This window comes from Streptomyces sp. NPDC005303 (genome assembly GCF_040607335.1).
In the GTDB taxonomy this organism is placed as follows: Bacteria; Actinomycetota; Actinomycetes; order Streptomycetales; family Streptomycetaceae; genus Streptomyces.
Genome location: NZ_JBEXGM010000001.1, coordinates 699,358 through 724,098, shown reverse-complemented (window position 1 = coordinate 724,098; position 24,741 = coordinate 699,358). Strand labels below are relative to the sequence as shown.

Genomic DNA, 24,741 nt, shown 5'->3' with positions numbered 1-24,741 from the left:
TCAGCCGACCTTGATCTCGTTGTAGACGGGGACGCTGAACGGGTTGAGCTTCACGTTCGAGAGCCGCTCCGCGTAGCCCGCGCTGCCGTTCTGGTACCAGAGCGGGATGGCGGCCATGTTGTCCCGTACGACCTTCTCGGCGTCCTGGAACTTCTGGATGGCCTTGGTGGTGTCGGTCTCGGCGTTGGCCTCGTTCACGAGCTTGTCGAAGTCCTTGTCGGACCACTTGCCGTCGTTGGAGGAGGCGTTGGTGTAGTAGAGCGGCTGGAGGAAGTTCTGGATGAGCGGGTAGTCCATCTGCCAGCCGGCGCGGAAGGGGCCGCTCATCTTCTTCGCGGTGATCTGGCTGCGGAAGTCGGCGAAGGTGCCGACGGGGTTGCCGACGCAGGCCTTGTCGTTGTCGAGCGCGTTGTTGATGGAGTTGCAGACGGCGTCGATCCATTGCTTGTGGGAGCCGGTGTCCGCGTTGTACGTGATCTTGATCTGGCCGCCGGGGAGTCCGCCGCCCTCCTGAATGAGCTTCTTGGCCGCGGCCGGGTCGTAGTCGCAGGCGTCCCCGCACAGGCCGTCCTGGAAGCCGCCTGCCTTGCCGAGGACCGGAGAGGTCCAGTCGGTGGCGGGGGTGCGGGTCTTCTGGAAGATCGTCTCGGTGATCTGGGCGCGGTTGATCGCGCGCGAGAGGCCGGTGCGGACCTTCTCCATCCCGGCCTGGTTCCACCTCTTGTCGTAGAACGGGAAGGCGAGGGTCTGGATGATGCCGGCCGGGGTGTTGATGTAGCGGCCGCCGAGGTCGTTCTTGACGTTCTTGAGCTGGGCGGCCGGGACGTCGTCGACGAGGTCGAGGTTGCCGGCCATGAGGTCGGTGTAGGCGGTGTTGTTGTCGGTGTAGACCTTGAGGGTCACCCCGCCGTTCTGGGCCTTGTCCGTGCCGGGATACCCGCTCCACTTCTTCAGGGCCATCTGCGAGCCCTTGGTGTACGACTCGATGGTGTACGGCCCGTTGCCGACGGGCTTCTTCAGCCACCCCGCGTGATCCTGGAAGAACGCCTGCGGGAGCGGGGCGTAGGCGGGGTAGCCGAGGGTGTCGGGGAAGGTCGAGAACTTCTGGTTGAGCTTGACGGTGAAGGTGTTGGTGCCGGTCACCTTCAGTCCGGAGAGGGTGTCGGCGGTCTGCTTGCTGCCGTCCTCGGGGTGGGTCTTGTCGTAGCCGTCGATGTAACCGAAGAAGTAGGCGTTCTTCTGGTTGTTCTTGAGGGAGGCCCCGTAGTTCCAGGCGTCCACGAACGACTTGGCGGTGACCTTCTCGCCGTTGCTGAAGGTCCAGCCGTCCTTGACCGTGATCGTGAAGTTCTGCGAGTCGCTCGTGTCGATCTTCTCGGCGAGCATGTCCTCGGCCTTGCCGGTCTCCGGGTTGTACTTCTTCAGGCTCCGGAAGATCATGTCGAGGACCTTGCCGCCCTGCACCTCGTTGGTGTTGGCCGGCTCCAGCGGGTTCTGCGGATCACCCCAGGACGAGCTCAGCACCGCGCTGCCGTCATCGCTGCCACCGCTGCCGCTGCCGCTGTCCCCACCGCCGCAGGCCGTCGCCGCGAGGGCTACCGCGGCCGCGCATGCGGCCCATTTGGCGTGCGTGGCTCCACGCATGGAGTGCCTCCTCAAGAGTGCCCCGTGCACTGCCCTCGGCAGCCGACGCCGGGATACTGATCCATTACACGCCAATATCGCCATATATCGCTTACATCGCATACGAGTGCGGGCCGTACGGGTCATCAGAAGCGGGCGGCACCGTCGTCAGGGCCTCACCAGCAAAGCTTCACAGGTATGGACCGATGAGCGGCGCCCATACCTGTCCGAGGTCTATTTCCGCAGGCCACAGGCCATTCATGCGCCGTTGACGGACGCCGACCGGCGCTGATAGACACACTCATCAATCCGCGGTCCCTGTGCGAGCGATGACGTGAGGTCACGACCCATGAGCACACAAGTCCACGGCAGGGGGCTCTCGGGCCCGAGGAGATCACGACTTCGCATGTCCGCGACGGTCGCCGTCGGTGCCGCCCTGGTTCTCTCGGCCGGAACGGCGACACCATTAGATCCGGCCCCCCGGCAAGCGGCCGCCGCGGACGGCGCCAAAGTCCTCACCGTCGCCGTGGCGCAGAGTGTGGACTCGCTGAGCCCGTTCCTGGCGAGCCGGCTGCTCAGCACCAGCATCCACCGGCTGATGTACGAGTACCTGACCAACTACGACCCCAAGGACAACCGGGCGATCCCGGGCCTGGCCACCAAGTGGGAGTCGTCCCCGGACAAGCTGACCTGGACCTACACGATCCGCTCGAACTCCAAGTGGTCCGACGGGCAGCAGGCCACCGCCGAGGACGCGGCCTGGACGTTCAACAAGATGATGACCGACGAGGGCGCCGCCACCGCCAATGGCAGCTTCGTCTCCAACTTCGAGAAGGTCACCGCGCCCAGCCCCACCGAACTGGTCGTCAGGCTGAAGAAGCCGCAGGCCACGATGACCGCACTCGACGTGCCGATCGTGCCCAAGCACATCTGGGAGAAGGTCCGCGACTTCTCCAAGTTCAACAACGACAAGAGCTTTCCCGTCGTCGGGAACGGCCCGTTCGTCCTCACCGGATACAAGGCCGACAGCTATGTCCGCCTGAAGGCCAACAAGAGCTTCTGGCGAGGGTCCCCCAAGTTCGACGAGCTGGTCTTCCGCTACTACAAGGACCAGGACGCGGCCGTCGCCGCCCTGCGCAAAGGCGAAGTCTCCTTCGTCGCCGGCTCGCCCTCGCTGACGCCCGCTCAGGCCTCCGCGCTGAAGAACGCGGACGACATCAAGGTCAACGACGCCCCGGGGCGCCGCTTCTACGCCCTCGCCACGAACCCCGGCGCGCAGGCGAGGAACGGCCGGAAGTTCGGTGACGGCGACCCGTCCCTGCTGGACGAGCGGGTCCGGCACGCGCTGTTCATGGCGGTCGACCGCGAAACCATCATCAACAAGGTGTTCCAGGGCCACGCCGTCGAGGGCCAGGGATACATCCCGCCGCGCTTCTCCCAGTACTTCTGGAAGCCGTCGGTCGGCCAGGAACTCGCCTACGACCCGGCGAAGGCCGCCCAACTCCTCGATCAGGCCGGCTACCGGACGAACAGCGCGGGCAAGCGCCTCGGCAAGGACGGCAAGCCGATCTCCTACCGCGTCCTGTGCCACGCCACCGACCCCAACGACAAGGCGGTCGGGCAGTACCTCCAGGAGTGGTGGGGCAAGCTGGGCATCGGCGTGACCCTGGACTGCCTGGACAACGTCTCCGACCCCTGGCTCGCCGGCACCTACGACCTCGCCTTCGACGGCTGGTCCGTCAACCCCGACCCGGACTTCGTCCTGTCGATCCACACCTGCGCCGCTCTGCCCGCCACCCCGAAGGACGTCGGCGCCACCGACAACTTCATCTGCGACAAGCGGTACGACGAGCTGTACTCCCGCCAGCTCGCCGAATACGACCCGGCCAAGCGGGCAGCGATCGTCAAGGAGGCGGAGTCGCGGCTGTACGACCTCGGGTACATGAACGTCATGGCATACCCGAACGCCGTCGAGGCCTACCGCACCGACCAGATCAAGTCGATCCAGACGATGCCCAGCGCCGCCGGCAACATCTACGGCCAGGACGGCTACTGGAGCTGGTGGTCGGCGGTCCCGGCGGACTCGGGCAGTTCCTCCGACGCCTCCTCCTCGACCGGGGTCGTCATCGGCGGGATCGTGGCAGCGGTGGTCCTGGTGGGTGCCGGAGTGTTCTTCGCGATGCGGCGCCGGGCCGGCGTCGACGACCGTGAGTAGCGTCCAGCAGGCAGTCGTCCCGACCCCCGCCGCAGCGGCGCCCCGTCGTACGGCCAAGGGATGGGCCTATCTGCGCTACGGAGCGGGCAAGGTGGGCGGTGCCGTGATCTCGCTGCTCGCCGTGCTCGTGACCGGCTTCTTCCTGTTCCGGTTGATCCCCGGCGACCCGGTCAAGACCATGACCGGCGGACGGCCGGTGTCCGCCGCTCAACTGGCCGCCTATCGCCGGGAATTCGGGCTCGACCTGCCGATGTGGCAGCAGTTCACCGACTACTGCGGCAAAGCGCTCACGGGAGACCTCGGCACGTCGTACCAGTTCCGTGCGCCGGTCCTCGACAAGATCGCCGAGGCGCTGCCGAACACCCTGCTGCTGACCGGCACGGCGTTCGTCCTCTACACCGCACTGGGCATCGTCCTCGGTACCCGGGCGGCCTGGCGTCACGACCGGCTCGGGGACCGGCTCAGCACCGGCCTGGCACTGACCCTCTACTCCGTCCCGTCCTTCTGGCTGGGCCTTCTGCTCATCATCGTGTTCTCGGTGGGTGCCGGCCCGATCCCCGGGCTGTTCCCGACCGGCGGTATGGAGTCCGGCGGCGAGGAGGGATTCGCCCACGTCCTCGACGTCGCCCACCATCTGATCCTGCCGGTGATCACACTGGTCGCCGTCGAGTACGGCCAGACCCTGCTGGTCACCCGCTCGGCGCTGCTCGACGAGATGGCGAGCGACTACCTGACGACCGCCCGTGCCAAGGGGCTCAGGGACGACCTGGTCCGGCGTCGGCACGCCGTGCCGAACGCACTGCTGCCCACCGTGACCCTGATCTTCGTCAATCTGGGGCGGACGGTCGCGGGCGTCATCCTCGTCGAGACCGTGTTCTCCTGGCCGGGTCTGGGCGGACTGTTCTACCAGGCGCTCAGCGTGCCGGATCTGCCGCTGGTGCAGGGACTGTTCTTCGTCTTCGCCACGGCGGTGATCGTGATGAACACGCTGGCCGACCTCGTCTACCCGCTGCTCGACCCGAGGGTGGGCCGATGACGACCGGAACGGCTCCCGGCCCGCGCGCGCTCGCCCGGCGCCGCCGCCGACACTCGGCCGCTCGCTTCTGGAAGCAGTACCGCACCCATCGCGCGGGGATCCTCGGCCTTGCCGTGCTCCTGCTGTTCGGGTTGATCGCGCTCACCGCGCCGCTGACCGTCGGATCCGACGTGCAGAGCGTGACCGAGGCGCCGGGGCAGCCGCTGGAGGGCCCGAGCGGCCGGTTCCCGCTGGGCACCGACCGGTTCGGGCGCAGTCTGCTCGGCCTGCTGATCTGGGGGACGCGGGTCTCGCTGCTCGTCGGGCTCCTCGCGGCCGTGCTGTCCGTGGCGATCGGGGCCGTCATCGGCATCACCGCCGGACACTTCCGGGGCCGGTACGCCACGGTGATGATGCGCATCACGGACTGGTTCCTGGTCATGCCGACACTGGTGCTCGCGATCGCCCTCGCCACCGTGATGTCCCGTTCCCTCGGCACGATCATTCTGGCCATCGGCGTCACCACCTGGCCGACCACGGCCCGGCTGGTGCGGGCGCAGACGCTGGCAGTGGAGTCACGGCCGTACATCGAACGTGCGAAGGCGCTCGGCGGCGGGCACTGGCACATCATGAGCCGCCATGTGCTGCCGAACGTGATGCCGCTGGTGCTGGCGCAGACCACCCTGGTGATCTCCTCCGCGATCCTCGCCGAGGCGACACTGGCCTTCCTCGGGCTGGGCGATCCGACGGTCATCTCCTGGGGCGGACTGCTTCAGGATGCCCGGGAGGCTGGTGCGGTGAGTTCGGGCGACTGGTGGTATCTGGTGCCGCCGGGCATCGCGATCGCGGTCGTGGCGCTGGCGTTCACGCTGTGCGGGCGTGCGGTGGAATCTGTCCTCAACCCGAGGCTGGGAGTGGCGCGTTGAGCCTGCTGGACGTCCGGAACCTGGAAGTGACCTACGCCGACGGGTCGGCCGCGGTGCGCGGGGTCGACCTGTCGCTGGACGCGGGCGAGAAGCTCGGCATCGCGGGCGAGTCCGGTTGCGGCAAGTCGACACTGGCGCTCTCGCTGCTGCGGCTGCTCCCGGCCGGAACCCGGGTGGGCGGCGAAATCCTGCTGGACGGCGAGGATGTCCTCGCCATGAAGTGGGGCCGGGTGCGTGCGGTCCGCTGGGCCGGGGCCTCCATCGTGTTCCAGGGTGCGATGCACTCGCTGAACGCCGTGCACCGGGTGGGCGACCAGATCGCCGAGCCGATCCTGCTGCACAGGAAGGCGACGCCGGCCGGGGCCAAGAAGAAGTCCGGCGAACTCCTGGAGCACGTGGGTCTCCCCGCGGCCCATGCGAGGGCGTATCCGCACGAACTCTCGGGCGGCCAGCGTCAGCGCGTGATGATCGCGATGGCGCTGGCGTGCGCCCCCCGCCTGATCATCGCCGACGAGCCGACCACCGCGCTCGACGTGATGATCCAGGCCCAGATCCTGAAGCTCATCTCAGGACTGGTCGCCGAGCAGGACCTGGCCCTCGTCATGATCAGCCACGACCTCGCCGTCCTCGCCGACACCTGCGACCGGCTGGCCGTCATGTACGCGGGACGGGTCGTCGAGGAGGGCCCCGCCCGGCGGGTCTTCGACGACGCCCGGCATCCCTACGGCAAGGCGCTGTCGGGGGCGTTCCCCCGCATCGGCGACCCGGCGTCCCGGTTCGCGCCGCGCGGACTCCCGGGCGACCCGCCGGACCCGGCCGCGGTGCCGCCCGGCTGCGCCTTCCATCCGCGCTGCCCGGTCGCGCTGGACTCCTGCGCGGTGGACGATCAGAGGTTGCGGGAGGCGGGTGCGGGCCGGCGGGCGGCCTGCGTGCATGTGCCGGAGGCGGTACGGGGCCTGTGGGCGTTGCCGGAACCCGAAGCGGCGCCTGAACCGGGGACGGGCGCCGACACGGAAGGCGCCGGGATCCCGGTGCCGGGGCCGGCTGCGTCCGAGGACGCGAGAAGCGCCCCCATGAAGCCACCGTCCGCGCTGCCTCCGCTGCTCCGTGCCGAGGGCCTGCACGTGAGTTTTCCCGGCCGGCACGGCGGGGACAACGCCCGGGCCGTCGACGGGGTCGACCTCGACCTCCGGCCGGGTGAGATCGTCGCCCTGGTCGGCGAGTCCGGCTGCGGCAAGACGACCCTGGCCCGCTCGCTCCTGGGACTGCTCCCGCCGACCGCGGGACGGGTCACCTTCGACGGCCGCCCGCTCGACTACTCGTCTCGGGCCCTCAGGACGTACCGCAAACGCATCCAGCTGGTCCTCCAGGACCCGTCCGGCTCACTGAACCCGCGCCACACGGTGTACGACGCGGTAGCGGAGGGTCTGCGGATCCACCGGTACGGCGGCGATGAGCGAGCGGCGGTGACCGAGGCCCTGTCCCGGGCCGGTCTGCGGCCGCCGGAGCGCTTCTTCCAGCGCTATCCGCACGAGCTGTCCGGCGGTCAGCGCCAACGGGTCGTCATCGCGGGCGCGTTGGTCCTCGAACCGAAACTGCTCGTCGCCGACGAGCCGGTGGCCTCGCTGGACGCCTCCGTGCGCGGCGAGATCCTCGCCCTGCTGCTCCGCCTGCGCGACGAACTCGACCTGTCCGCGCTGGTGGTCACTCACGACCTGGGGCTGGCGTGGAACATCGCCGACCGGGTCGCGGTGATGTACCTGGGCCGGATCGTGGAGACCGGCGGAGTCGAGCAGGTGCTGTCGGCGCCCCGGCACCCGTACACCCAGGCCCTGTTGTCGGTCCTGCCGGAGGCACCGGGCGATCCCGTCGTGCTCGCGGGCGAGCCCCCGGATCCCTCCCGCATCTCCGCCGGCTGCCGCTTCCACGCCCGCTGCCCGGTCCTGGCGAGCGGCGAGGCCGAGCGCGCGGGCGTCGCGGACGCATGCCTCACCCAGGACCTGGAGATTCTCGGCGGCGGCGAGGCGCAGGCCGCCTGCCACTACGCGGCGACCAACTCCACCTCGAACCCATCCGAATTGACCAGATAGGCGGCGTAGTGGTCCGGCCCGCCCGCGTACGGGTACCGATCGCGGAACAGCGGTTGCCATCCGTGCGCGGGCGCGGCATGGGCCAGCGCGTCGACCTCGGCACGTGAACCCGCGTGGAACGCGAGGTGGTTGAGGCCGGGCCGCATCCGGTCGTGCCGGTCACCGCTCAGCGCCTCGGACCGCTCCACGACCAAGTACGTCTCGCCGCGACGCCAACTCCTGCCCCGCTCCCACTCCTGGTACGGCGCCCAGCCGAGCCGTCCGAACAACCAGCCCCATTCATCGACCGCACGGGGCAGATCAGGCACCCACAGTTCGACGTGATGCAGCATCTTCCTCCCCCGGACAGCTCCGGAGACAGCGGTTCCCGGCGCCCCCTCGGGACGCCGGGAACCGCACCGATCAGGTACTACGCCGCGTGCACGACGTCCTTCTCCTCGGCGAAGTGGCAGGCGGACTCGTGCGCCGCCGGGGTGTCCACACCCCGGAACCGCTCGGGAACCGCCAGCAACGGCGTCTCCTCGGCGCACTTGTCCTGCGCCTTCCAGCAACGGGTGCGGAAACGGCAGCCCGAGGGCGGGTTGGCCGGCGAGGGCACGTCACCGGTCAGGATGATCCGCTCGCGGTGCTCACGGGCCTCCGGGTCCGGTACGGGCACCGCGGAGAGCAGCGCCTGGGTGTAGGGGTGCGTCGGGTGGTCGTAGATCTGCTCGTCGGAGCCGATCTCCGCCATCTTGCCGAGGTACATCACGCCCACACGGTCCGAGATGTGCCGCACGATCGACAGGTCGTGCGCGATGAAGATGTAGGAGAGGTTGAACTCGTCCTGCAGTCGTTCCATCAGGTTGATGACCTGTGCCTGGACGGACACGTCCAGGGCCGAGACCGGCTCGTCGCAGATGATGACCTCCGGGTTGAGCGCGAGGCCGCGGGCGATGCCGATGCGCTGGCGCTGACCGCCGGAGAACTGGTGCGGATAGCGGTTGATGTACTCGGGGTTGAGGCCCACGACGTCCAGGAGCTCCTGGACCTTGCGGCGCCGGTCACCCTTCGGGGCCACCTCCGGGTGGATGTCGAAGGGCTCCCCGATGATGTCACCCACCGTCATACGGGGGTTGAGCGAGGTGTACGGATCCTGGAACACCATCTGGATGTTGCGGCGAACGGCCTTCAGGGCACGCCCGGACAGCTTGGTGATGTCCTGGCCCTTGTAGAAGATCTCGCCCGCGGTGGCCCGCTCCAGGTTCATCAGCAGCTTGGCGACGGTCGACTTGCCGCAGCCGGACTCGCCCACGATGCCCAGGGTCTCGCCCTGGTACAGGTCGAAGGAGATGCCGTCGACCGCCTTGACCGCGCCGATCTGCCGCTTGAAAAGGATGCCCAGGGTGAGCGGGAAGTGCTTCACCAGATTGCGTACCTGCAGGATCGGCTCACCGCGCTCGACCGGCGTCTCGATCGCGGCGACCGCCTCCGACTCGGAGTGGGCGTCCACGACCTCCACCTCGGAGACGTTGGGGGCGGCGTCCTGCGGCTCTTCGATCTTGCCGGGGTCAGCCATCGATCGTCTCCTTCCGGAAGTGGCAAGCTGACGCGCGGCCGACCAGTTCGGTGCCGTCCTGCGCGGTGATCCCGAGCAGCGCCGGGACCTCGGTGCGGCAGACGTCCTCGGCCCTCGGGCAGCGCGGGTTGAAGGCGCAACCGTCCGGAACGTGCAGCAGGTTGGGCGGCAGACCCTTGATCGCGTACAGTTCCTGGCCCTTCTGGTCCAGGCGCGGGATCGAGTCCAGCAGACCACGGGTGTACGGGTGCGCCGGGCGCTTGTACAGGTCGTGGACCGGGGCCCGCTCCACGATCCGGCCCGCGTACATCACGGCGATCTTGTCCGCGACGTCGGCGACCACACCCAGGTCGTGGGTGATCAGGATCAGACCCATGTTGTACTCACGCTGGAGTTCCGCGAGCAGGTCCATGACCTGGGCCTGGACCGTCACGTCGAGGGCCGTGGTGGGCTCGTCGGCGATGATCAGGTCGGGCTCCAACGCCAGCGCCATGGCGATCATGATGCGCTGGCGCATGCCGCCGGAGAACTGGTGCGGGTAGTCGTTGATCCGGGCCGTGGCTCCCGGAATCTTCACCCGGTCCATCAGCTCGATCGCCTTGGCCTTGGCGTCCTTCTTGGACAGGCCCTGGTGGACGCGGTACATCTCGCCGAGCTGGTAACCGACACTCAGCACCGGGTTGAGCGAGCTGAGCGCGTCCTGGAAGATCATGGCGATCCGGCGGCCGCGGATCTTGCGGCGCTCCTCGGCGGACATCTTCAGCATGTCCTGGCCGCGGAAGAGGATCTCGCCCTGCGGGATCGTCGCCGGAGGCATGTCGAGAATGCCCATGATCGCCTGCGCGGTCACGGACTTGCCGGAGCCGGACTCGCCGAGCACGGCGAGCGTCTCGCCCGCGCTGACGCTGTAGTTGACGCCGTTGACGGCCCGTACGACACCCTCGCGGGTGCGGAACTCGACGTGCAGGTCACGCACTTCGAGAAGGGGGCCGCCGTTGTCCTCGTCGTCACGCGGCGAGGGCACGAAGGCTTCTTCGATGATGGTCACGTACGCCTCCCTCAGCGCGTCTTCGGGTCAAGGGCGTTGCGGACCGCTTCGCCGAGCATGATGAATGCCAGCACCGTCAGGGTGAGCATGATCGACGGATAGAGCATGATCCACTGGGCCACCCGGATCTGGTTGCCGCCGTCGGAGATGTCGTTGCCCCAGGAGACGCCGTTGAGGCCGAGGCCCAGGAAGGACAGGGTCGCCTCGGAGCCGATGTAGACGCCGAGCGAGATGGTCGCGACGACGATCACCGGGGCCAGGGTGTTCGGCAGGATGTGCCGGAACAGGATGCGCGGAGTACTCGCGCCCAGCGCCTTGGCTGCCTGCACGTAGTCGGACTGCTTGGTGGTGATCACCGCACCGCGCATGACTCGGGCCAGCTGGGTCCAGCCGAAGAAACCGAGGGCGCCGATGACGACCCAGGTGGTCCGCTCCGTGAAGGAGTTGAGGAAGACCATGGTGCCGAGCAGGAACGGGATGCCGAAGACCACGTCGACGAGGCGCGACAGGATGGAGTCGACCAGGCCGCCGAAGTAGCCGGCGATCATGCCGACCAGACCGCCCGCGATCGTCACCAGGAGCGTGGTGCCGAAGCCGACGGCTATGGAGGCCCGGGCGCCGTAGATGAGCCGTGCGTAGACGCTGCGGCCCTGCTGGTCGTAGCCGAGCCACTCGGCCGAGAAGACCTTGCCGAGCTGCGGCTTCTGCAGATAGTGCTTGGACAGATCGCCGTAGGTCGGGTTGGCGCTGGTGAACCAGCCCGGGAAGAAGGTGATCGTCAGCAGCAGCAGGATCAGTACCGCGGAGATGATGAAGATCTTGTTGCGACGCAGGTCCTGCCAGGCGTCGCCCCACAGGCTGCGGGTCTTCTCGGACTTGACGATCTGCAGGGCCGGGGCGGCCACGTCCATGGCGTCCGGGGCGGCGACGGAGGTGTCGGATTTGATCATGTCAGGCATAGCGAATCCTCGGGTCAAGGACCGCGTAGAGCAGGTCGACAAGGAGGCTGGCGACAAGGTAGACGATGACGAGGATGGTCACCAGCCCGACGAGGGTGGTGCCTTCCCGGCGGATGATCGACTGGTAGATCGTGCCGCCGATGCCCTGGATGTTGAAGATGCCCTCGGTGACGACGGCACCGCCGAGCAGGGCGCCGATGTCGGTACCCAGGTAGGTGACCACGGGGATCATCGAGTTGCGCATCAGGTGGACGCTCACCACCCGGCGGCGGGGCAGGCCCTTGGCGACAGCCGTACGGACGTAGTCCGCGCGCATGTTCTCCGCGATCGAGGTGCGGGTCAGCCGGGACACATAGGCGAGTGACGCGGTGGCCAGCACCACGGCCGGCATCAGCAACTGCCCGTAGTTCGACGCGTCGCTGACGTTCGGTTCGAGCAGCCGCAGTTCGTCGGCGAAGATCCACTTGAGGATGAAGCCGAGGACGAACACCGGGACCGAGATCAACAGCAGCGTGATCAGCAGGACCGTGGTGTCGGCGGCTCGTCCGGCACGCAGGCCCGCGAAGACGCCGAGGCCGATGCCGATGACGAGCTCGATGGCGAAGGCGAAGCTGCCCAGTCGCAGGGTCACCGGAAACGCGTCGCCGAGTACGTCGGTGACGGGACGGCCGCTGGCGATCTGCGTACCGAAGTCGAAATGAAGGACGATGCCCTTCATGTAGTCCCAGTACTGCACGAGGATCGGCTGGTCGAGCCCGTACTGGTGCCTGAGCGCGGCGATCACCTGTGGGCTGCCGCCCTTGTCGCCGAACAGCCCGCGCACGGGGTCACCGGGCAGGGCGTAGACCATGAGGAAGATAAGCAGGGTCGTCCCGATGAACACCGGGATCATCTGGAGCAGTCGTCGTGCGACATAGCGCCCCATCGTGCCTCCATAAAAGGGTCACAGCGGCAACAGGCAGGCCCTCTCCTCGCGCACCACTCGGTGACGCACGTGGAAAGGGCCCCCCGGCCGCTGCCGTTGCTGACCGGGGCGCGGGCATGCGCGCCCCGGTCGGCAACGAGCTGTCTGCGGTTACTTCTTGACCTGGACGCCGGTCAGGATCGGGTCTCCGTCCTGGGCGAACTTCACGCCCGAGACCTTCTCCGAGTAGCCCGCGTTGACCTTGTAGTACCAGAGCGGAATGCTCGGCATGTAGTTCGCGAGCTGCTTCTCGATCTCCTGGTACTTCTTCACCGAGTCGTCCAGCGTGGCGGCGCCGTCGGCAGCGGCGATCTCGCTGTCGATCGTCTTGTTGGAGAAGCCGCTCTGGTTGCCGTCCGACTTGGTGCCGTAGAGGTCACGGATGAAGTTGGCGTTCATCGGGAAGTCCAGCACCCAGCCCGAGCGGTACAGGGACTTGACCTCGTGCGCCTCACGGGCGTCGAGGTCGGCCTGGAAGTCGGCCTTCGGGTCGGTGCCGCACTTCACACCGGTGGCGTTGGTGATGGAGTTGCAGACCGCCTCCACCCACTCCTTGTGACCGCCGTCGGTGTTGTACTGGATGGTGATGGAGTTCCCGGGAACGCCGCCACCCTCCTTGATGAGCGCCTTCGCCTTGGCCGGGTCGTACTTGGTGACGTCGCCCGCGGCGTTGGGCTGGAAGCCGAGGACGCCCTTGGCGACCCAGCCGGTGGCCGGCTCACGGGTGCCCTGGAGCACGGTCTTGGTGATCGTGTCGCGGTCGATCGCCATCGACAGACCCTGGATGACCTTCGGGTTGATGCCCTTCCACTGCTTGGAGTAGAAGGCCGGCGCGATGGTCTGGATCGCGGAGTACGCCTGGTCGATCGCGCGGGAACCGAGGTCCTGCTTGTAGACCGGCAGGTCCTTCGGGGCGACCTGGGTGATGACGTCGAGGTTGCCGGACTTCAGGTCCTCGTAGGCCGTTTCGGGGGTGGAGTAGTTCTTGAAGACCACGCCACCGTTCTTCGCCGCGTTCGTGCCCTCGTAGCCGGCGTACTTCTTGACCGTGATGGCCTTCTTGTGGTCCCAGCTGACGAACTGGTAGGGACCGTTGCCCACGGGCTTCTGGCCGGCGGCGGCCGGGTCCTTGTAGAAGGACTCGGGCAGCGGCGAGAAGACCTCGTAGCCGAGCTTGTAGACGAAGTACGGGATCGCCTTCGACAGCGTGATGGTGAAGGTGCTGTCGTCGACGACCTTCAGACCGGAGAGCTCCGTGGCCTTGGGCTTGCCCGACGCGGGGGCGACCTGGTCGTAACCCGCGATGTCCGAGAACCAGAAGCTGTTGGTCTGCTTGTTGGCGGGGTTCGCGGCCCAGTTCCAGGCCTTGACGTAGGACTCGGCTGTGACCGGGGTGCCGTCGTGGAACTTCCACCCGGACTTGAGCTTGACCGTGTAGGTCTTGCTGTCCTTGGTGTCGACGGACTGGGCGTTCATCATGACGATCTTGCCGCTGCTGTCGTAGTCCACCAGGCCGGTGAACAGCGACTTGATCACGATGCTGCCGTAGGACTCCATGGTGTTGGCCGGCTGCAGCGGGTTCTGCGGCTCACCGGACTCGACCGTGAACGTACCGTTCGGGTCGACCGCTGCCTTGCTGTCACTGCCGCTGTCGTCGCCACCACCGCAGGCGGTAACTCCCAGTGCCACAACCGCGGCTATCGCGACCCACTTGGCACTCTTCGCACCGCGCATGGGTTCCTCCTCAAGAATCCATTGGTTCACTGCAAAGGGCTGCACTCGACCAACGCCGCTGTCGGCGCCTGAAAATGGTCGTGCCCCCCAGTGCTCGCAGGCCTGCACCGCCTGTCGGCGTGCGTCCCGGCCACCCGAGCTCTACGCGCCTAACTATCTGCCATGAGGCGAGGCTGAACCACACCGTCGAGGTCTCGGTTCGATCACACCTCGCGCTCACATCTTCCAAAATCCGGACAAAGGGATAGAGGAAAGATTCCTGCGAAACGGACTTGTTACACATCTTCCGGTGTCGAGTGTCCGCATTCCGGACGTCGAGGCGGAGAAAATGACTTGCGGTGACATCGGGCCGCGTATATGGGCCCGCTCGGCATGTTCGCCCGGGCACTACGCGGCCAACAGACTTACCGTCAGGGCCGTTCGTCGACGGACAGAGGCGACTGCACTTGTCCGCGCGGGGTGCCGCACTTCGGAGGCTAGTACCGAACGCCCCCCACAGGGCGGGGCTGCGCCGGACCAGAGGGTTATCCCTATGTCCTCGCTGAGTAAAAACTTCATTCACACGGCGTCTTGTTCACCGTGGGCCCGAACGCCCGAGGAGCCAGGCTCCGTCTCCGGATGCCTGGCTCCTCTGCCGCCTCGTCGTCCTACGGCGTCGGTCAGCCGTGCTTGGCGCGGCTCGCGGCGCGGGCGCGCTCGCGGGCGTCCAGGTTGACCTTACGGATGCGGACCGCTTCCGGAGTCACCTCGACGCACTCGTCGTCGCGGCAGAACTCCAGGGACTGCTCCAGGGAGAGCTTGCGCGGCGGGACGATCGCCTCGAACGAGTCGGCCGAGGACGACCGCATGTTCGTGAGCTTCTTCTCCTTGGTGATGTTCACGTCCATGTCGTCGGCGCGCGAGTTCTCACCGACGATCATGCCCTCGTAGACCTCGGTGCCCGGGTCCACGAACAGCACGCCGCGCTCCTGGAGGTTCGTCATCGCGAAGGCGGTGACGGCACCGGAGCGGTCGGCGACCAGGGAGCCGTTGTTACGGGTCTGCAGGGTGCCGAACCAGGGCTCGAAGCCCTCGTGGATGGAGTGCCCGATGCCGGTGCCGCGGGTCTGGGTCAGGAACTCCGTACGGAAGCCGATCAGACCGCGCGAGGGCACCACGAACTCCATGCGCACCCAGCCGGAGCCGTGGTTCGACATGTTGTCCATACGGCCCTTGCGGACGCCCATGAGCTGCGTGACCGCACCCATGTGCTCCTCGGGCACGTCGATGGTCATGCGCTCGACGGGCTCGTACACCTTGCCGTCGACTTCCTTGGTGACCACCTGGGGCTTGCCGATGGTCAGTTCGAAGCCCTCCCGGCGCATGGTCTCGACCAGGATGGCGAGCGCGAGCTCACCACGGCCCTGGACCTCCCAGGCGTCGGGGCGCTCGGTGTCCAGGACGCGCAGCGAGACGTTACCGATCAGCTCGCGGTCCAGGCGGTCCTTGACCTGACGGGCGGTCACCTTGCGGTCCTTGACGGCCGCCTTGGCGTCGGCGCCCTTACCGGTGCCGCCGCGGCCGACCAGCGGCGAGGTGTTCGTCCCGATGGTCATGGAGATCGCGGGCTCGTCGACCGTGATCAGCGGGAGCGGGATCGGGTTCTCGGGGTCGGCGAGGGTCTCGCCGATCATGATGTCCGGGATACCGGCGACCGCGCAGATGTCACCCGGGCCGGCCTTCTCGGCGGGCTTGCGGGTGAGCGCCTCGGTCATCAGCAGCTCGGTGATGCGCACGTTGGACATCGTGCCGTCGCGCTTGATCCAGGTGACGGTCTGGCCCTTGCGCAGCTCGCCCTGCTCGACGCGGAGCAGCGCGATACGGCCGAGGAAGTTGTCGGCGTCCAGGTTGGTGACGTGCGCCTGGAGCGGGGCCGCGTCGTCGTACTCCGGAGCCGGGACGTGCGAGAGGATCGTGGAGAAGAAGGGCTCCAGGCTGTCGCTGTCGGCCGGGACGGTGCCGTCCTCCGGCTTGGTCAGCGAGGCCACACCGTCACGCGCGCAGGCGTAGACGATGGGGAACTCGATCTGGTCCTCGTCGGCGTCGAGGTCGAGGAAGAGGTCGTACGCCTCGTTGACGACCTCGTCGATGCGCGAGTCGGGGCGGTCCGTCTTGTTGATGCAGAGGATGACGGGCAGCCGGGCCTGCAGCGCCTTGCGCAGCACGAAGCGGGTCTGGGGCAGCGGGCCCTCGGAGGCGTCGACGAGCAGCACCACCGCGTCGACCATCGACAGACCACGCTCGACCTCGCCGCCGAAGTCGGCGTGGCCCGGGGTGTCGATGATGTTGATGGTGACGACCTCGCCACCGTCCTTCGGGTGGTACTTCACGGCCGTGTTCTTGGCCAGGATCGTGATGCCCTTCTCACGCTCCAGGTCGTTCGAGTCCATCATGCGGTCGTCGAGCGATTCGGCGGCGTGCGCGGCAAAGGCACCGGCCTGCTTCAGCATGGCGTCGACGAGGGTCGTCTTGCCGTGGTCGACGTGGGCGACGATGGCGACGTTGCGGATGTCGTGGCGCGTGGCCATGAAGGCGTACTCCTGGAGTGTGAGGAAGGCCGACGCGTACGTCTGTGTTACGCGGACCCTGCCGGGCTCAACATGCCACGGCCTCACCCCATCGTACGTTGCCTCCTGGGTGGGGGCTCGCCGGGCTCAGTGGCCGGTGGGCCCGGCCGCCGGCTTCGCGCCCTTCTTCAGGAAGCCCATGTCCTCGTAGACCGGGGTCTGGAATCCGAAGGAACCGGCGTTCACCACGTTCTTCTTCGCGGCCGTCAGCTGGGGCCGCTGGTAGAGCGGGATGGATCCGGCGGCGGCCCAGATCCGGGCGTCGGCCTTGCGGATCAGGCTCCGGCTCTTGCCTTCGTCGAGCGTGGCGACGGCCTGGTCGAACAGCTGGTCCACCTGGTCCGTGCCGACCCGCGTGTAGTTCTGCTCGACGTTCAGCGACCCGTCCGCGGCCGGCACCGGCTTCGCGAAGATCGGGCGGGCGTCGGTGGCGGGGAAGGCGGACGTGGGCCAGGAGTACAGCGCGAGGTCGTACTCCCCGGACGCGATGTGGTCCTTGAAGTAGCTCTCGTCGGAGACCTTGGAGATCTCGGTCCGGATGCCGACCTTGGCCAGCATCCTGGAGATCCGGTCGGCCACCGTGCGCAGCGTCTCGGACCCCGGTCCCGACGGGAGCACGAACCGCAGGGCGAGCGCCTTGCCGTTCTTGGCCAGCACCTTGGTCGCCGCGTCCGTGGGAGCCGCCGTGCCCTTGGGGGCGTACGCCCCGGGCGCGCCGCCCTGCTTCAGCCTGTTCGCGTACTGCTTGCCGTCCTGCGCGAGATGCCGCGGGCCGTCCGCGCTCTTGCGGTGGTCCCTGGGGTCCTTGTCGTCGCTTGTGTCGTCGCTTGTGTCGTCGCTCTTGTCGTCCTCGCCGACGATGTACGTCCCCTCGTCCCCGTCCTCGTCATCGGACTTCCGTGCGGCCTTCTTGCCCTCCGTCCCCGCCGCCTTGCCGCCCTTCTTCTTCTCCTTCTCGACCGGTCCGCCGGGCACCCACCCGGCGTCCGCGAGCAGCGCCCGGGCCTCCTCGGTGTCCGGGCCGCCGATGGCGCCGCTGTTGTCGGCGTAGGCGTCCTGGCCGGAGAGCGCGAGGTGGCTGCCGACCGGCACGGCGGGCAGCCCGAGCGGGGACAGGACGACGCCGGCCAGCGCCTTGCGGTCGATTGCGCGGGCCACGGCCCGGCGCACCCGCTCGTCGGCGAGCGGCCCGGAGGCGCCGTTGAGGGCGAGCTGGGTGTAGGCGGGCTCCAGGGACCTGCGGACCTCGAAGCCCTTGAGGGCCGCCTGCTCACGCGCGTACGCGGCGAGCGCCCTGCGCTCCTTCTGCCGGGCGCTGATCTTGTCGTCGGCGTCCTCCTCGTCGTCCTCGTGGGCGACGGCCCAGGCGCGCAGCGCGTCGGCGGCTCCCAGGTTGCTGCCGGGGCGGCGGCCGGGGAGTGCGCCGGGGCCCGCGAGCGGGCTGCTGCCGGCCTTGGCTCCCGCGTGGGCGGCGAGGCTGATGCGGCCGAGCGCCTCGGGGTCCACCTCGGCGAGCTCGATCGTTCCGGCGGCCAGCGCGGTGGCCCGCTTGTCGCGCGGTACGGCGCGCAGCACGATCTCGTTCAGCTTGGCGGGGTGACCCCACCAGCGCGGATTGCGGGTGAGGGTGATCTCGTCGTTCTTGCGGTCGACCTTCTTCACCTGGAAGGGACCGGCGGTGACCTTGAGCTTCTTGCGGGCGGAGTCGTTGAAGGCGTCCGGGGTGCCCATGACGTCCTTCGGGTACAGCGGGGAGAACAGCGAGCGCCAGTCGGCGTACGGCCGCGCGAAGGTGACCCGGACCTCCAGGTCGTTGGCCCCGCGCTCGATCTTCTCGATGCGCTCGTAGCCGGCGTTGCGGGCGGTCCAGTACGCGGAGTCCTTCCCGGACAGGACGTGCCACTGGGCGGCGAAGTCGGCGGCGCCGATCTCCCGGCCGTCGCTCCACACGGCCTGCTGGTTCAGCTTGTACAGCACGACCTGCTTGGGCTCGGTCCGGACGACCTTGGCCGATTCCAGGTAGTCGGGGTTGATCTGCGGCCGCCCGTGCGCGTCGAGCCGGTACATCGAGGGCAGGACCGCCTGGGCGACGGTGGTGGTGGTGGCGTCCGCGTCCGCCTGGAAGGTGTTCAGGGTCTCCGGTACGGCGTCCACCGCCCAGTGCAGAGTGCCGCCGTCGGCGATCTGGTCGCGGGCGGCGGGCGCGATGTCCTGCTCCGCGAGCGGCTTGCTCGTCTTCTCCTCGGAACTGCACCCGGAGAGCGCGGTGACCGCGAGCGCGCCCGCGGTGAGGAAGGCGACCGAGCGCGTGACCGCGCGCAGTGCGACACCGTTGTGGGACATCTCTGCTTACCTCCGGGAGCCGCGGGCGTTATGATCACTTTTGGCGGTATATGGAGCTGATCACATCTATGCGGCAACTGAAGAGGAAAGGGTTCGGCAACGGACGGCGACACGGCGACAAGGACCGGGAAGCCCACCCGTGCGGCGCAATCGACGGCGCACGAGGGGCGCGCACGGAGGCACACGATCCGCCAATCCATGCACGTCCCTTCACACCGGTAGGTGTGACGCGCAACACTCGCAGGCGCATGACCGTTCCCGTCCAGGGCAACCCCGCCCACGGAAGTGAGGTCACGTCATGTCCGTGCACGATGAACTGGCAGCGGCCCAGCGCTCGCTCGACGAGGTGCTCAGGTACGTCAAGCGCCTGGAGCAGCAGCTGGGCAGCGGAGGTCTGGAGATGCGCCGCGTCCGGATCGACGCGGACCGGCTCCGCGAGAGCCTCGCGCTGCTGAAGGAGACCGACCCGGCGCTCGCCAAGGCCCGCCGCCCGGATCTCGTCTCCATCTCCGACACCCCGTACGACAACACCCTGTGGACGGACTCGGACGACGAGGGACTCGGCGCCCGCGACCGCCGAGCCCCCTGAACCCGACCGGAGTCAAGAGTTGGCCACTGGTACGGAACCCCCCGACACCGAATCCCATAGCGCCCGCGGCGGCGTACACACCGGTACGCGCGCCGCGATCGACGCCCCGCATCTGCGCACCGACCGCTGGTGGCTGGCGCCCGCGGCCACGGCCGCGGGGCTGCTCGCCTTCATCGTGTACTCGACCTGGCGGGCGTTCGCCGACACGGACTACTACGCGGCCCCGTACGTCTCGCCGTTCTACTCCCCCTGCCTGGCCGAGCGCTGCGCGCCCATGCGCCACGGCCCCAACTGGGAACTCTTCGGCGGCTGGTGGGGCATCTCCCCCGCGATCATCATCCTGATCTTCCCGCTCGGCTTCCGACTGACCTGCTACTACTACCGCAAGGCCTACTACCGGGGCTTCTGGGCGTCCCCGCCGGCCTGCGCGGTGGCCGAACCGCACAAGAAGTACACCGGTGAGACCCGCTTCCCGCTGATCCTGCAGAACATCCACCGGTACTTCTTCTACGCCGCGATCGTGGTCGCCGGGATCCTGACCTACGACACCGTGCTCTCGTTCCGCAACGAGAAGTACGAGTGGGGCCATATGGGCCTCGGCACCCTGGTGTTCCTGGTCAACATCGCGCTGATCTGGGCGTACACCCTCTCCTGCCACTCCTGCCGGCACATCGTCGGCGGCAAGCTGAAGCACTTCTCCAAGCATCCCGCCCGCTACAAGGCGTGGCAGTTCGTCGGGAAGCTCAACGCCCGGCACATGCAGCTGGCCTGGGCGTCGCTGGTGAGCGTGGCGCTCGCCGACTTCTACGTCTTCCTGGTCGCCTCCGGCGCCTTCGACGATCCGCGCTTCTTCTAGATTGAAGGTGCCTTCTGATGTCCGTGGTCGACCGGCAGGAATGGGACGTCGTCGTGGTCGGCGCCGGAGGGGCCGGTCTCCGCGCCGCCATCGAGGCCCGCGAGCGCGGTGCCCGTACGGCCGTGATCTGCAAGTCGCTGTTCGGCAAGGCGCACACCGTGATGGCAGAGGGCGGCATCGCGGCCAGCATGGGCAACGCCAACTCGAACGACAACTGGCAGGTCCACTTCCGCGACACCATGCGGGGCGGGAAGTTCCTCAACCAGTGGCGGATGGCCGAGCTGCACGCCCAGGAGGCCCCGGACCGGGTCTGGGAGCTGGAGACCTGGGGCGCCCTGTTCGACCGTACGAAGGACGGCCGGATCTCGCAGCGCAACTTCGGCGGCCACGAGTACCCGCGCCTCGCCCACGTCGGCGACCGCACGGGCCTGGAACTGATCCGCACCCTCCAGCAGAAGATCGTCTCGCTCCAGCAGGAGGACAAGAAGGAGACCGGCGACTACGAGTCCCGGCTGAAGGTCTACCAGGAGTGCACGGTCACCCGGGTCCTCAAAGACGGCTCTCGCGTCTCCGGGGTCTTCGCCTACGACCGCGAGACCGGCCGCTTCTTCGTCCTCGAGGCCCCGGCCGTCGTGATCGCCACCGGTGGCATCGGCAAGTCCTTCAAGGTGACGTCGAACTCGTGGGAGTACACGGGAGACGGCCATGCGCTGGCGCTGCTCGCGGGCGCGCCCCTGCTGAACATGGAGTTCGTGCAGTTCCACCCGACCGGCATGGTCTGGCCGCCGTCCGTGAAGGGCATCCTGGTCACCGAGTCGGTCCGTGGCGACGGCGGGGTGCTCAGGAACTCCGAGGGCAAGCGGTTCATGTTCGAGTACATCCCCGACGTCTTCAAGGAGAAGTACGCCCAGTCGGAGGAGGAGGGCGACCGCTGGTACGAGGACCCGGACAACAACCGGCGCCCGCCCGAGCTGCTCCCCCGCGACGAGGTGGCCCGCGCGATCAACTCCGAGGTGAAGGCCGGCCGGGGTTCCCCGCACGGCGGGGTCTTCCTGGACGTGTCCACGCGTATGCCCGCGGAGGTCATCCGCCGCCGGCTCCCCTCGATGTACCACCAGTTCAAGGAGCTGGCGGACGTCGACATCACGGCCGAGGCGATGGAGGTCGGGCCGACCTGTCACTACGTGATGGGCGGGGTCGCGGTCGAGTCGGACACGGCGGCGGCGCGCGGGGTGCCGGGACTCTTCGCGGCCGGAGAGGTCGCGGGCGGGATGCACGGCTCGAACCGGCTCGGCGGCAACTCCCTGTCCGACCTGCTGGTGTTCGGACGCCGGGCGGGCTGGCACGCGGCGGAGTACGCGACCGGGCTCGCGGCCGCCCGTCCGCCGGTGGACGAGGTCCAGGTCGACGCGGCGGCGGCCGAGGCACTGCGGCCCTTCTCGGCGGAGGGCGCCGAGCCCGCCGTAGGACCTCCGGAGAACCCCTACACCCTCCACCAGGAACTCCAGCAGGCGATGAACGACCTGGTCGGCATCATCCGCCGGGAGGGCGAGATGGAGCAGGCCCTGGAGAAGCTCGCGGATCTTCGGGTACGGGCCCGGCGGGCCGGGGTCGAGGGGCACCGGCAGTTCAACCCGGGCTGGCACCTCGCGCTGGACCTCAGGAACATGCTGCTGGTCAGCGAATGTGTGGCGCGGGCCGCGCTGGAGCGGACCGAGTCGCGCGGCGGCCACACCCGCGAGGACCATCCGGCGATGGACCGCGAGTGGCGCCGGATCAACCTGCTGTGCCGACTGACCGACCCGACGGGCGGGTTGGCGGCGACCGACCCCGTCCGGGGCCAGATCGACCTCACCCGTGAGACCACCGAACCCATCCGCGCCGACCTGCTCTCCCTCTTCGACAAGGAGGAGCTGGTCAAGTACCTCGCCGAAGAGGAGCTGTACGAATGAGCGGCTACACGGCCCACTTCAAGGTGTGGCGGGGTGATGTGAAGGGCGGCGACCTGGAGGACTTCAAGGTCGAGGTCAACGACGGCGAGGTGGTGCTGGACATCATCCACCGCCTCCAGGCCACCCAGGCGCCCGATCTCGCCGTCCGCTGGAACTGCAAGGCGGGCAAGTGCGGTTCGTGCTCGGCGGAGATCAACGGGCGGCCCCGGCTGATGTGCATGACCCGCATGTCGGTGTTCACCCCGGAGGAGACGATCACCGTCACTCCGCTGCGGGCCTTCCCCGTCGTCCGGGACCTGGTCACCGACGTCGGCTTCAACTACCAGAAGGCGCGCGAGGTCCCGGCGTTCGTGCCGCCGGCCGATCTCGGTCCCGGCGAGTACCGGATGATGCAGGAGGACGTGGACCGCTCGCAGGAGTTCCGCAAGTGCATCGAGTGCTTCCTGTGCCAGGACACCTGCCATGTGGTCCGGGACCACGAGGAGAACAAGACCGCGTTCGCGGGCCCGCGATTCCTCATGCGGGTGGCCGAGTTGGACATGCACCCGCTGGACGCGGCCGAGGAGTCCGGCCTGGACCGCAAGAAGACGGCCCAGGACGAGCACGGGCTCGGCTACTGCAACATCACCAAGTGCTGCACGGAGGTCTGCCCCGAGGGCATCAAGATCACGGACAACGCGCTGATTCCCTTGAAGGAACGGGCCGTCGACCGCAAGTACGACCCGCTGGTGTGGCTGGGGTCGAAGATCAGGAGGAGGTCTTCCTAGCCCTGGCCGGCTTGCAGGCCTGCCGCTGGACGTACAGCCCGGCGGCGAACACGGCCATGCCGCTCATCGCGACCGGGAAGCGGCCCATGTCCGGCGGCCCCTGGAGCGGCCCGACGAACAGATACGTGCCGATCCCGGTTATGGAGACCAGGGTGCCGTAGCCCCACACACGGGGCCGCAGCATCTTGGCCCGTCCCGGGCCCGGCGCGATCCAGCCGTTGATGATCGCGGCCAGGCCGAGCCCCGCCCCGGCCGTCAGGACCAGCACCGCGAGGAGCACCAGCGTCTCGTGCATGCCGATCATCGTCGCACGAGCCCGCCCCCCTGACCAGGCCGTGTTCCGAAGGACGAGCATGCCGCGGCCGAGAGACGGCACATCGCCGCTCCCGGCCCGGCTCTACCGCACCCAGTCCCTCTCGTACGCCCTCCAGTCGGCCTCCCTCGCCGCGAAGTCGACGTACAGGGCGACGCCGAAGTTCGCGCGGTGTGTGTCTGTGCGGGAGAGGCCGAGGCGGACGCCCCGGACGGCTGCGGGGACGGTCTCGGCGTGGGCCCAGTGGTCGAAGTTGTTCTCGCGGTAGAAGGGCAGGCCCATCAGCAGGTCGGTGGAGTCGGGGGTGACCTCCAGGGCCAGCGAGGTCTGCTGGGCCACGTAACCGCCGTACAGGCTCTCCAGCGGTGTGCTCGTGTCGTACGACATCACCGCGATCTGGTCGACGCGGCGCGCGACCCGGCCGAAGTAGGACTGCGACCACCACTTGGGGTGCCCGGCGAGCGTCCCGGCGACGGAGTGCAGCGCGGGCAGCGGGTCGATCTGGTGGGCGGCGACCGACAGGGGGACGCCATGGGCGCGGGTGACCTGGTGGAGGGCGTCGAGGAGGTCGAGGTAGTTCTGGTCGCCGGAGTGCAGGGGCTCCAGGTCGAAGTGGGCGCCGTCGAAGCCGGCGGCGAGGATCTGCCGGGTGGACCGGACGACGGCGGCCCGGGTGTCCTGCTCGGCGAGGCGCATGCCGTCCGGGCTCTCGGTGGCGAGCTTGTCGCCGAGCCAGGCCTGGACACGGATGCCGGGGGCCGCCCTGTGCACGGCGCCGATCAGCCAGGCCGCCTTCGGATACGCCGACGCGGGCAGGGTGCCGTCGTGTTCCAGGGGCCCGGCGTGGACGTACAGGTCCCGGATCCCGGTGGCCCCGAGGCGTCGGGCGAGGGCGGTGACATCGGCGTCTGTCCTGCGGCCGTCCACCCAGGCGTGGCCGAGCCAGATCGCGTCCTTGCCGCGCGTGCGGGTGCCGTCGGCCGGGTCCCCGGTGTAGTTGAGACGGAGGGCGACGGCGGCGGCCAGGAGGGGGGCGAGGACGACGAGCGCGAGCCCGAGCGCGCACCGGCGGACCCAGCGGCGGCGCCTCGGCTTCGGCGCCTCTCTCGCCGCCGCACCGTCCCTGTCGCCGTCCCCGTCGGGCCGTGTGTCCCGCGCCTCCGACATCCGCTCCCCGTTCCGC

At 68.5% G+C, this 24,741-nt stretch carries 19 protein-coding genes and 1 pseudogene; 9 read left to right on the top strand and 11 right to left on the bottom strand.

Features of this window, described 5'->3' with window-relative positions; genetic code table 11:
* Window positions 1-1,644, bottom strand: a complete 1,644-nt coding sequence (locus tag ABZT93_RS03440) for an ABC transporter substrate-binding protein (protein WP_356098127.1) — start codon at window positions 1,642-1,644, stop codon at window positions 1-3.
* A gap of 328 nt (window positions 1,645-1,972) precedes the next feature.
* Between ABZT93_RS03440 and ABZT93_RS03435 the strand changes: the two genes are divergently transcribed.
* From ABZT93_RS03435 to ABZT93_RS03415, 5 genes and pseudogenes are all read left to right on the top strand, one after another.
* On the top strand, window positions 1,973-3,838 hold the full coding sequence (locus ABZT93_RS03435) for an ABC transporter substrate-binding protein (RefSeq protein WP_356098124.1): 1,866 nt from the start codon (window positions 1,973-1,975) through the stop codon (window positions 3,836-3,838).
* Window positions 3,839-3,908: 70 nt separating this feature from the next.
* Window positions 3,909-4,874, top strand: coding sequence for an ABC transporter permease (locus tag ABZT93_RS03430; RefSeq protein WP_356098473.1), 966 nt, complete (start codon window positions 3,909-3,911; stop codon window positions 4,872-4,874).
* A complete protein-coding gene (locus tag ABZT93_RS03425) occupies window positions 4,871-5,779 on the top strand; it encodes an ABC transporter permease (RefSeq protein WP_356098121.1) in 909 nt (302 codons plus the stop codon). Before ABZT93_RS03430 ends, ABZT93_RS03425 begins: the two co-directional genes overlap by 4 nt.
* A pseudogene (locus ABZT93_RS03420) lies at window positions 5,776-6,717 on the top strand (ABC transporter ATP-binding protein); the annotation flags it as partial. The gene ABZT93_RS03425 and the pseudogene ABZT93_RS03420, both read left to right, overlap by 4 nt.
* Before the next feature lie 135 nt (window positions 6,718-6,852).
* Complete coding sequence (locus ABZT93_RS03415) at window positions 6,853-7,869, top strand: ABC transporter ATP-binding protein (protein WP_356098470.1); 1,017 nt, start codon at window positions 6,853-6,855, stop codon at window positions 7,867-7,869.
* Here the strand turns inward: ABZT93_RS03415 and ABZT93_RS03410 are convergent.
* From ABZT93_RS03410 to ABZT93_RS03375, 8 genes are all read right to left on the bottom strand, one after another.
* Window positions 7,821-8,201: a VOC family protein gene (locus ABZT93_RS03410; RefSeq protein ID WP_356098118.1), complete on the bottom strand. Its 381-nt coding sequence runs from the start codon at window positions 8,199-8,201 to the stop codon at window positions 7,821-7,823. The genes ABZT93_RS03415 and ABZT93_RS03410 overlap by 49 nt on opposite strands.
* A gap of 77 nt (window positions 8,202-8,278) precedes the next feature.
* A complete protein-coding gene (locus ABZT93_RS03405; protein ID WP_356098115.1) occupies window positions 8,279-9,427 on the bottom strand; it encodes a dipeptide ABC transporter ATP-binding protein in 1,149 nt (382 codons plus the stop codon).
* Window positions 9,420-10,475, bottom strand: coding sequence for an ABC transporter ATP-binding protein (locus tag ABZT93_RS03400; RefSeq protein WP_356098113.1), 1,056 nt, complete (start codon window positions 10,473-10,475; stop codon window positions 9,420-9,422). Before ABZT93_RS03400 ends, ABZT93_RS03405 begins: the two co-directional genes overlap by 8 nt.
* Window positions 10,476-10,486: 11 nt before the next feature.
* Entirely contained in the window at window positions 10,487-11,386 is a 900-nt protein-coding gene (locus ABZT93_RS03395) for an ABC transporter permease (protein ID WP_356098467.1), read from the bottom strand.
* Window positions 11,387-11,426: 40 nt separating this feature from the next.
* Window positions 11,427-12,359, bottom strand: a complete 933-nt coding sequence (locus ABZT93_RS03390; protein WP_356098111.1) for an ABC transporter permease — start codon at window positions 12,357-12,359, stop codon at window positions 11,427-11,429.
* A 150-nt stretch (window positions 12,360-12,509) separates the two neighbouring features.
* Entirely contained in the window at window positions 12,510-14,132 is a 1,623-nt protein-coding gene (locus ABZT93_RS03385; RefSeq protein WP_356098109.1) for an ABC transporter substrate-binding protein, read from the bottom strand.
* A gap of 659 nt (window positions 14,133-14,791) precedes the next feature.
* On the bottom strand, window positions 14,792-16,699 hold the full coding sequence (gene typA / locus ABZT93_RS03380) for a translational GTPase TypA (RefSeq protein WP_037719901.1): 1,908 nt from the start codon (window positions 16,697-16,699) through the stop codon (window positions 14,792-14,794).
* A gap of 126 nt (window positions 16,700-16,825) precedes the next feature.
* A complete protein-coding gene (locus tag ABZT93_RS03375; protein WP_356098107.1) occupies window positions 16,826-19,081 on the bottom strand; it encodes an ABC transporter family substrate-binding protein in 2,256 nt (751 codons plus the stop codon).
* Between the two features lie 298 nt (window positions 19,082-19,379).
* On the opposite strand from ABZT93_RS03375, the gene ABZT93_RS03370 reads away from it, so the two are divergent.
* The 4 genes from ABZT93_RS03370 to ABZT93_RS03355 are packed head-to-tail and all read left to right on the top strand — an operon-like array spanning window position 19,380 to window position 23,245.
* Window positions 19,380-19,670, top strand: a complete 291-nt coding sequence (locus ABZT93_RS03370) for a hypothetical protein (RefSeq protein ID WP_356098104.1) — start codon at window positions 19,380-19,382, stop codon at window positions 19,668-19,670.
* 19 nt (window positions 19,671-19,689) lie between these two features.
* Window positions 19,690-20,526 carry a hypothetical protein gene (locus tag ABZT93_RS03365; protein ID WP_356098102.1) on the top strand — a complete coding sequence of 279 codons (837 nt, stop codon included), beginning with the start codon at window positions 19,690-19,692 and terminating at the stop codon, window positions 20,524-20,526.
* A gap of 17 nt (window positions 20,527-20,543) precedes the next feature.
* The gene (locus tag ABZT93_RS03360) at window positions 20,544-22,478 is read left to right on the top strand and encodes a fumarate reductase/succinate dehydrogenase flavoprotein subunit (protein ID WP_356098099.1); all 1,935 of its coding nucleotides are present in this window, start codon (window positions 20,544-20,546) and stop codon (window positions 22,476-22,478) included.
* Complete coding sequence (locus ABZT93_RS03355) at window positions 22,475-23,245, top strand: succinate dehydrogenase/fumarate reductase iron-sulfur subunit (protein WP_356098097.1); 771 nt, start codon at window positions 22,475-22,477, stop codon at window positions 23,243-23,245. The genes ABZT93_RS03360 and ABZT93_RS03355 overlap by 4 nt, the downstream gene beginning before the upstream one ends.
* Here the strand turns inward: ABZT93_RS03355 and ABZT93_RS03350 are convergent.
* Both ABZT93_RS03350 and ABZT93_RS03345 read right to left on the bottom strand, forming a co-directional pair.
* The gene (locus tag ABZT93_RS03350) at window positions 23,226-23,540 is read right to left on the bottom strand and encodes a hypothetical protein (RefSeq protein WP_356098094.1); all 315 of its coding nucleotides are present in this window, start codon (window positions 23,538-23,540) and stop codon (window positions 23,226-23,228) included. The two genes, ABZT93_RS03355 and ABZT93_RS03350, sit on opposite strands and share 20 nt — an antisense overlap.
* A gap of 102 nt (window positions 23,541-23,642) precedes the next feature.
* Window positions 23,643-24,725, bottom strand: coding sequence for a hypothetical protein (locus ABZT93_RS03345; protein WP_356098091.1), 1,083 nt, complete (start codon window positions 24,723-24,725; stop codon window positions 23,643-23,645).
* Window positions 24,726-24,741 lie beyond the last annotated feature (16 nt).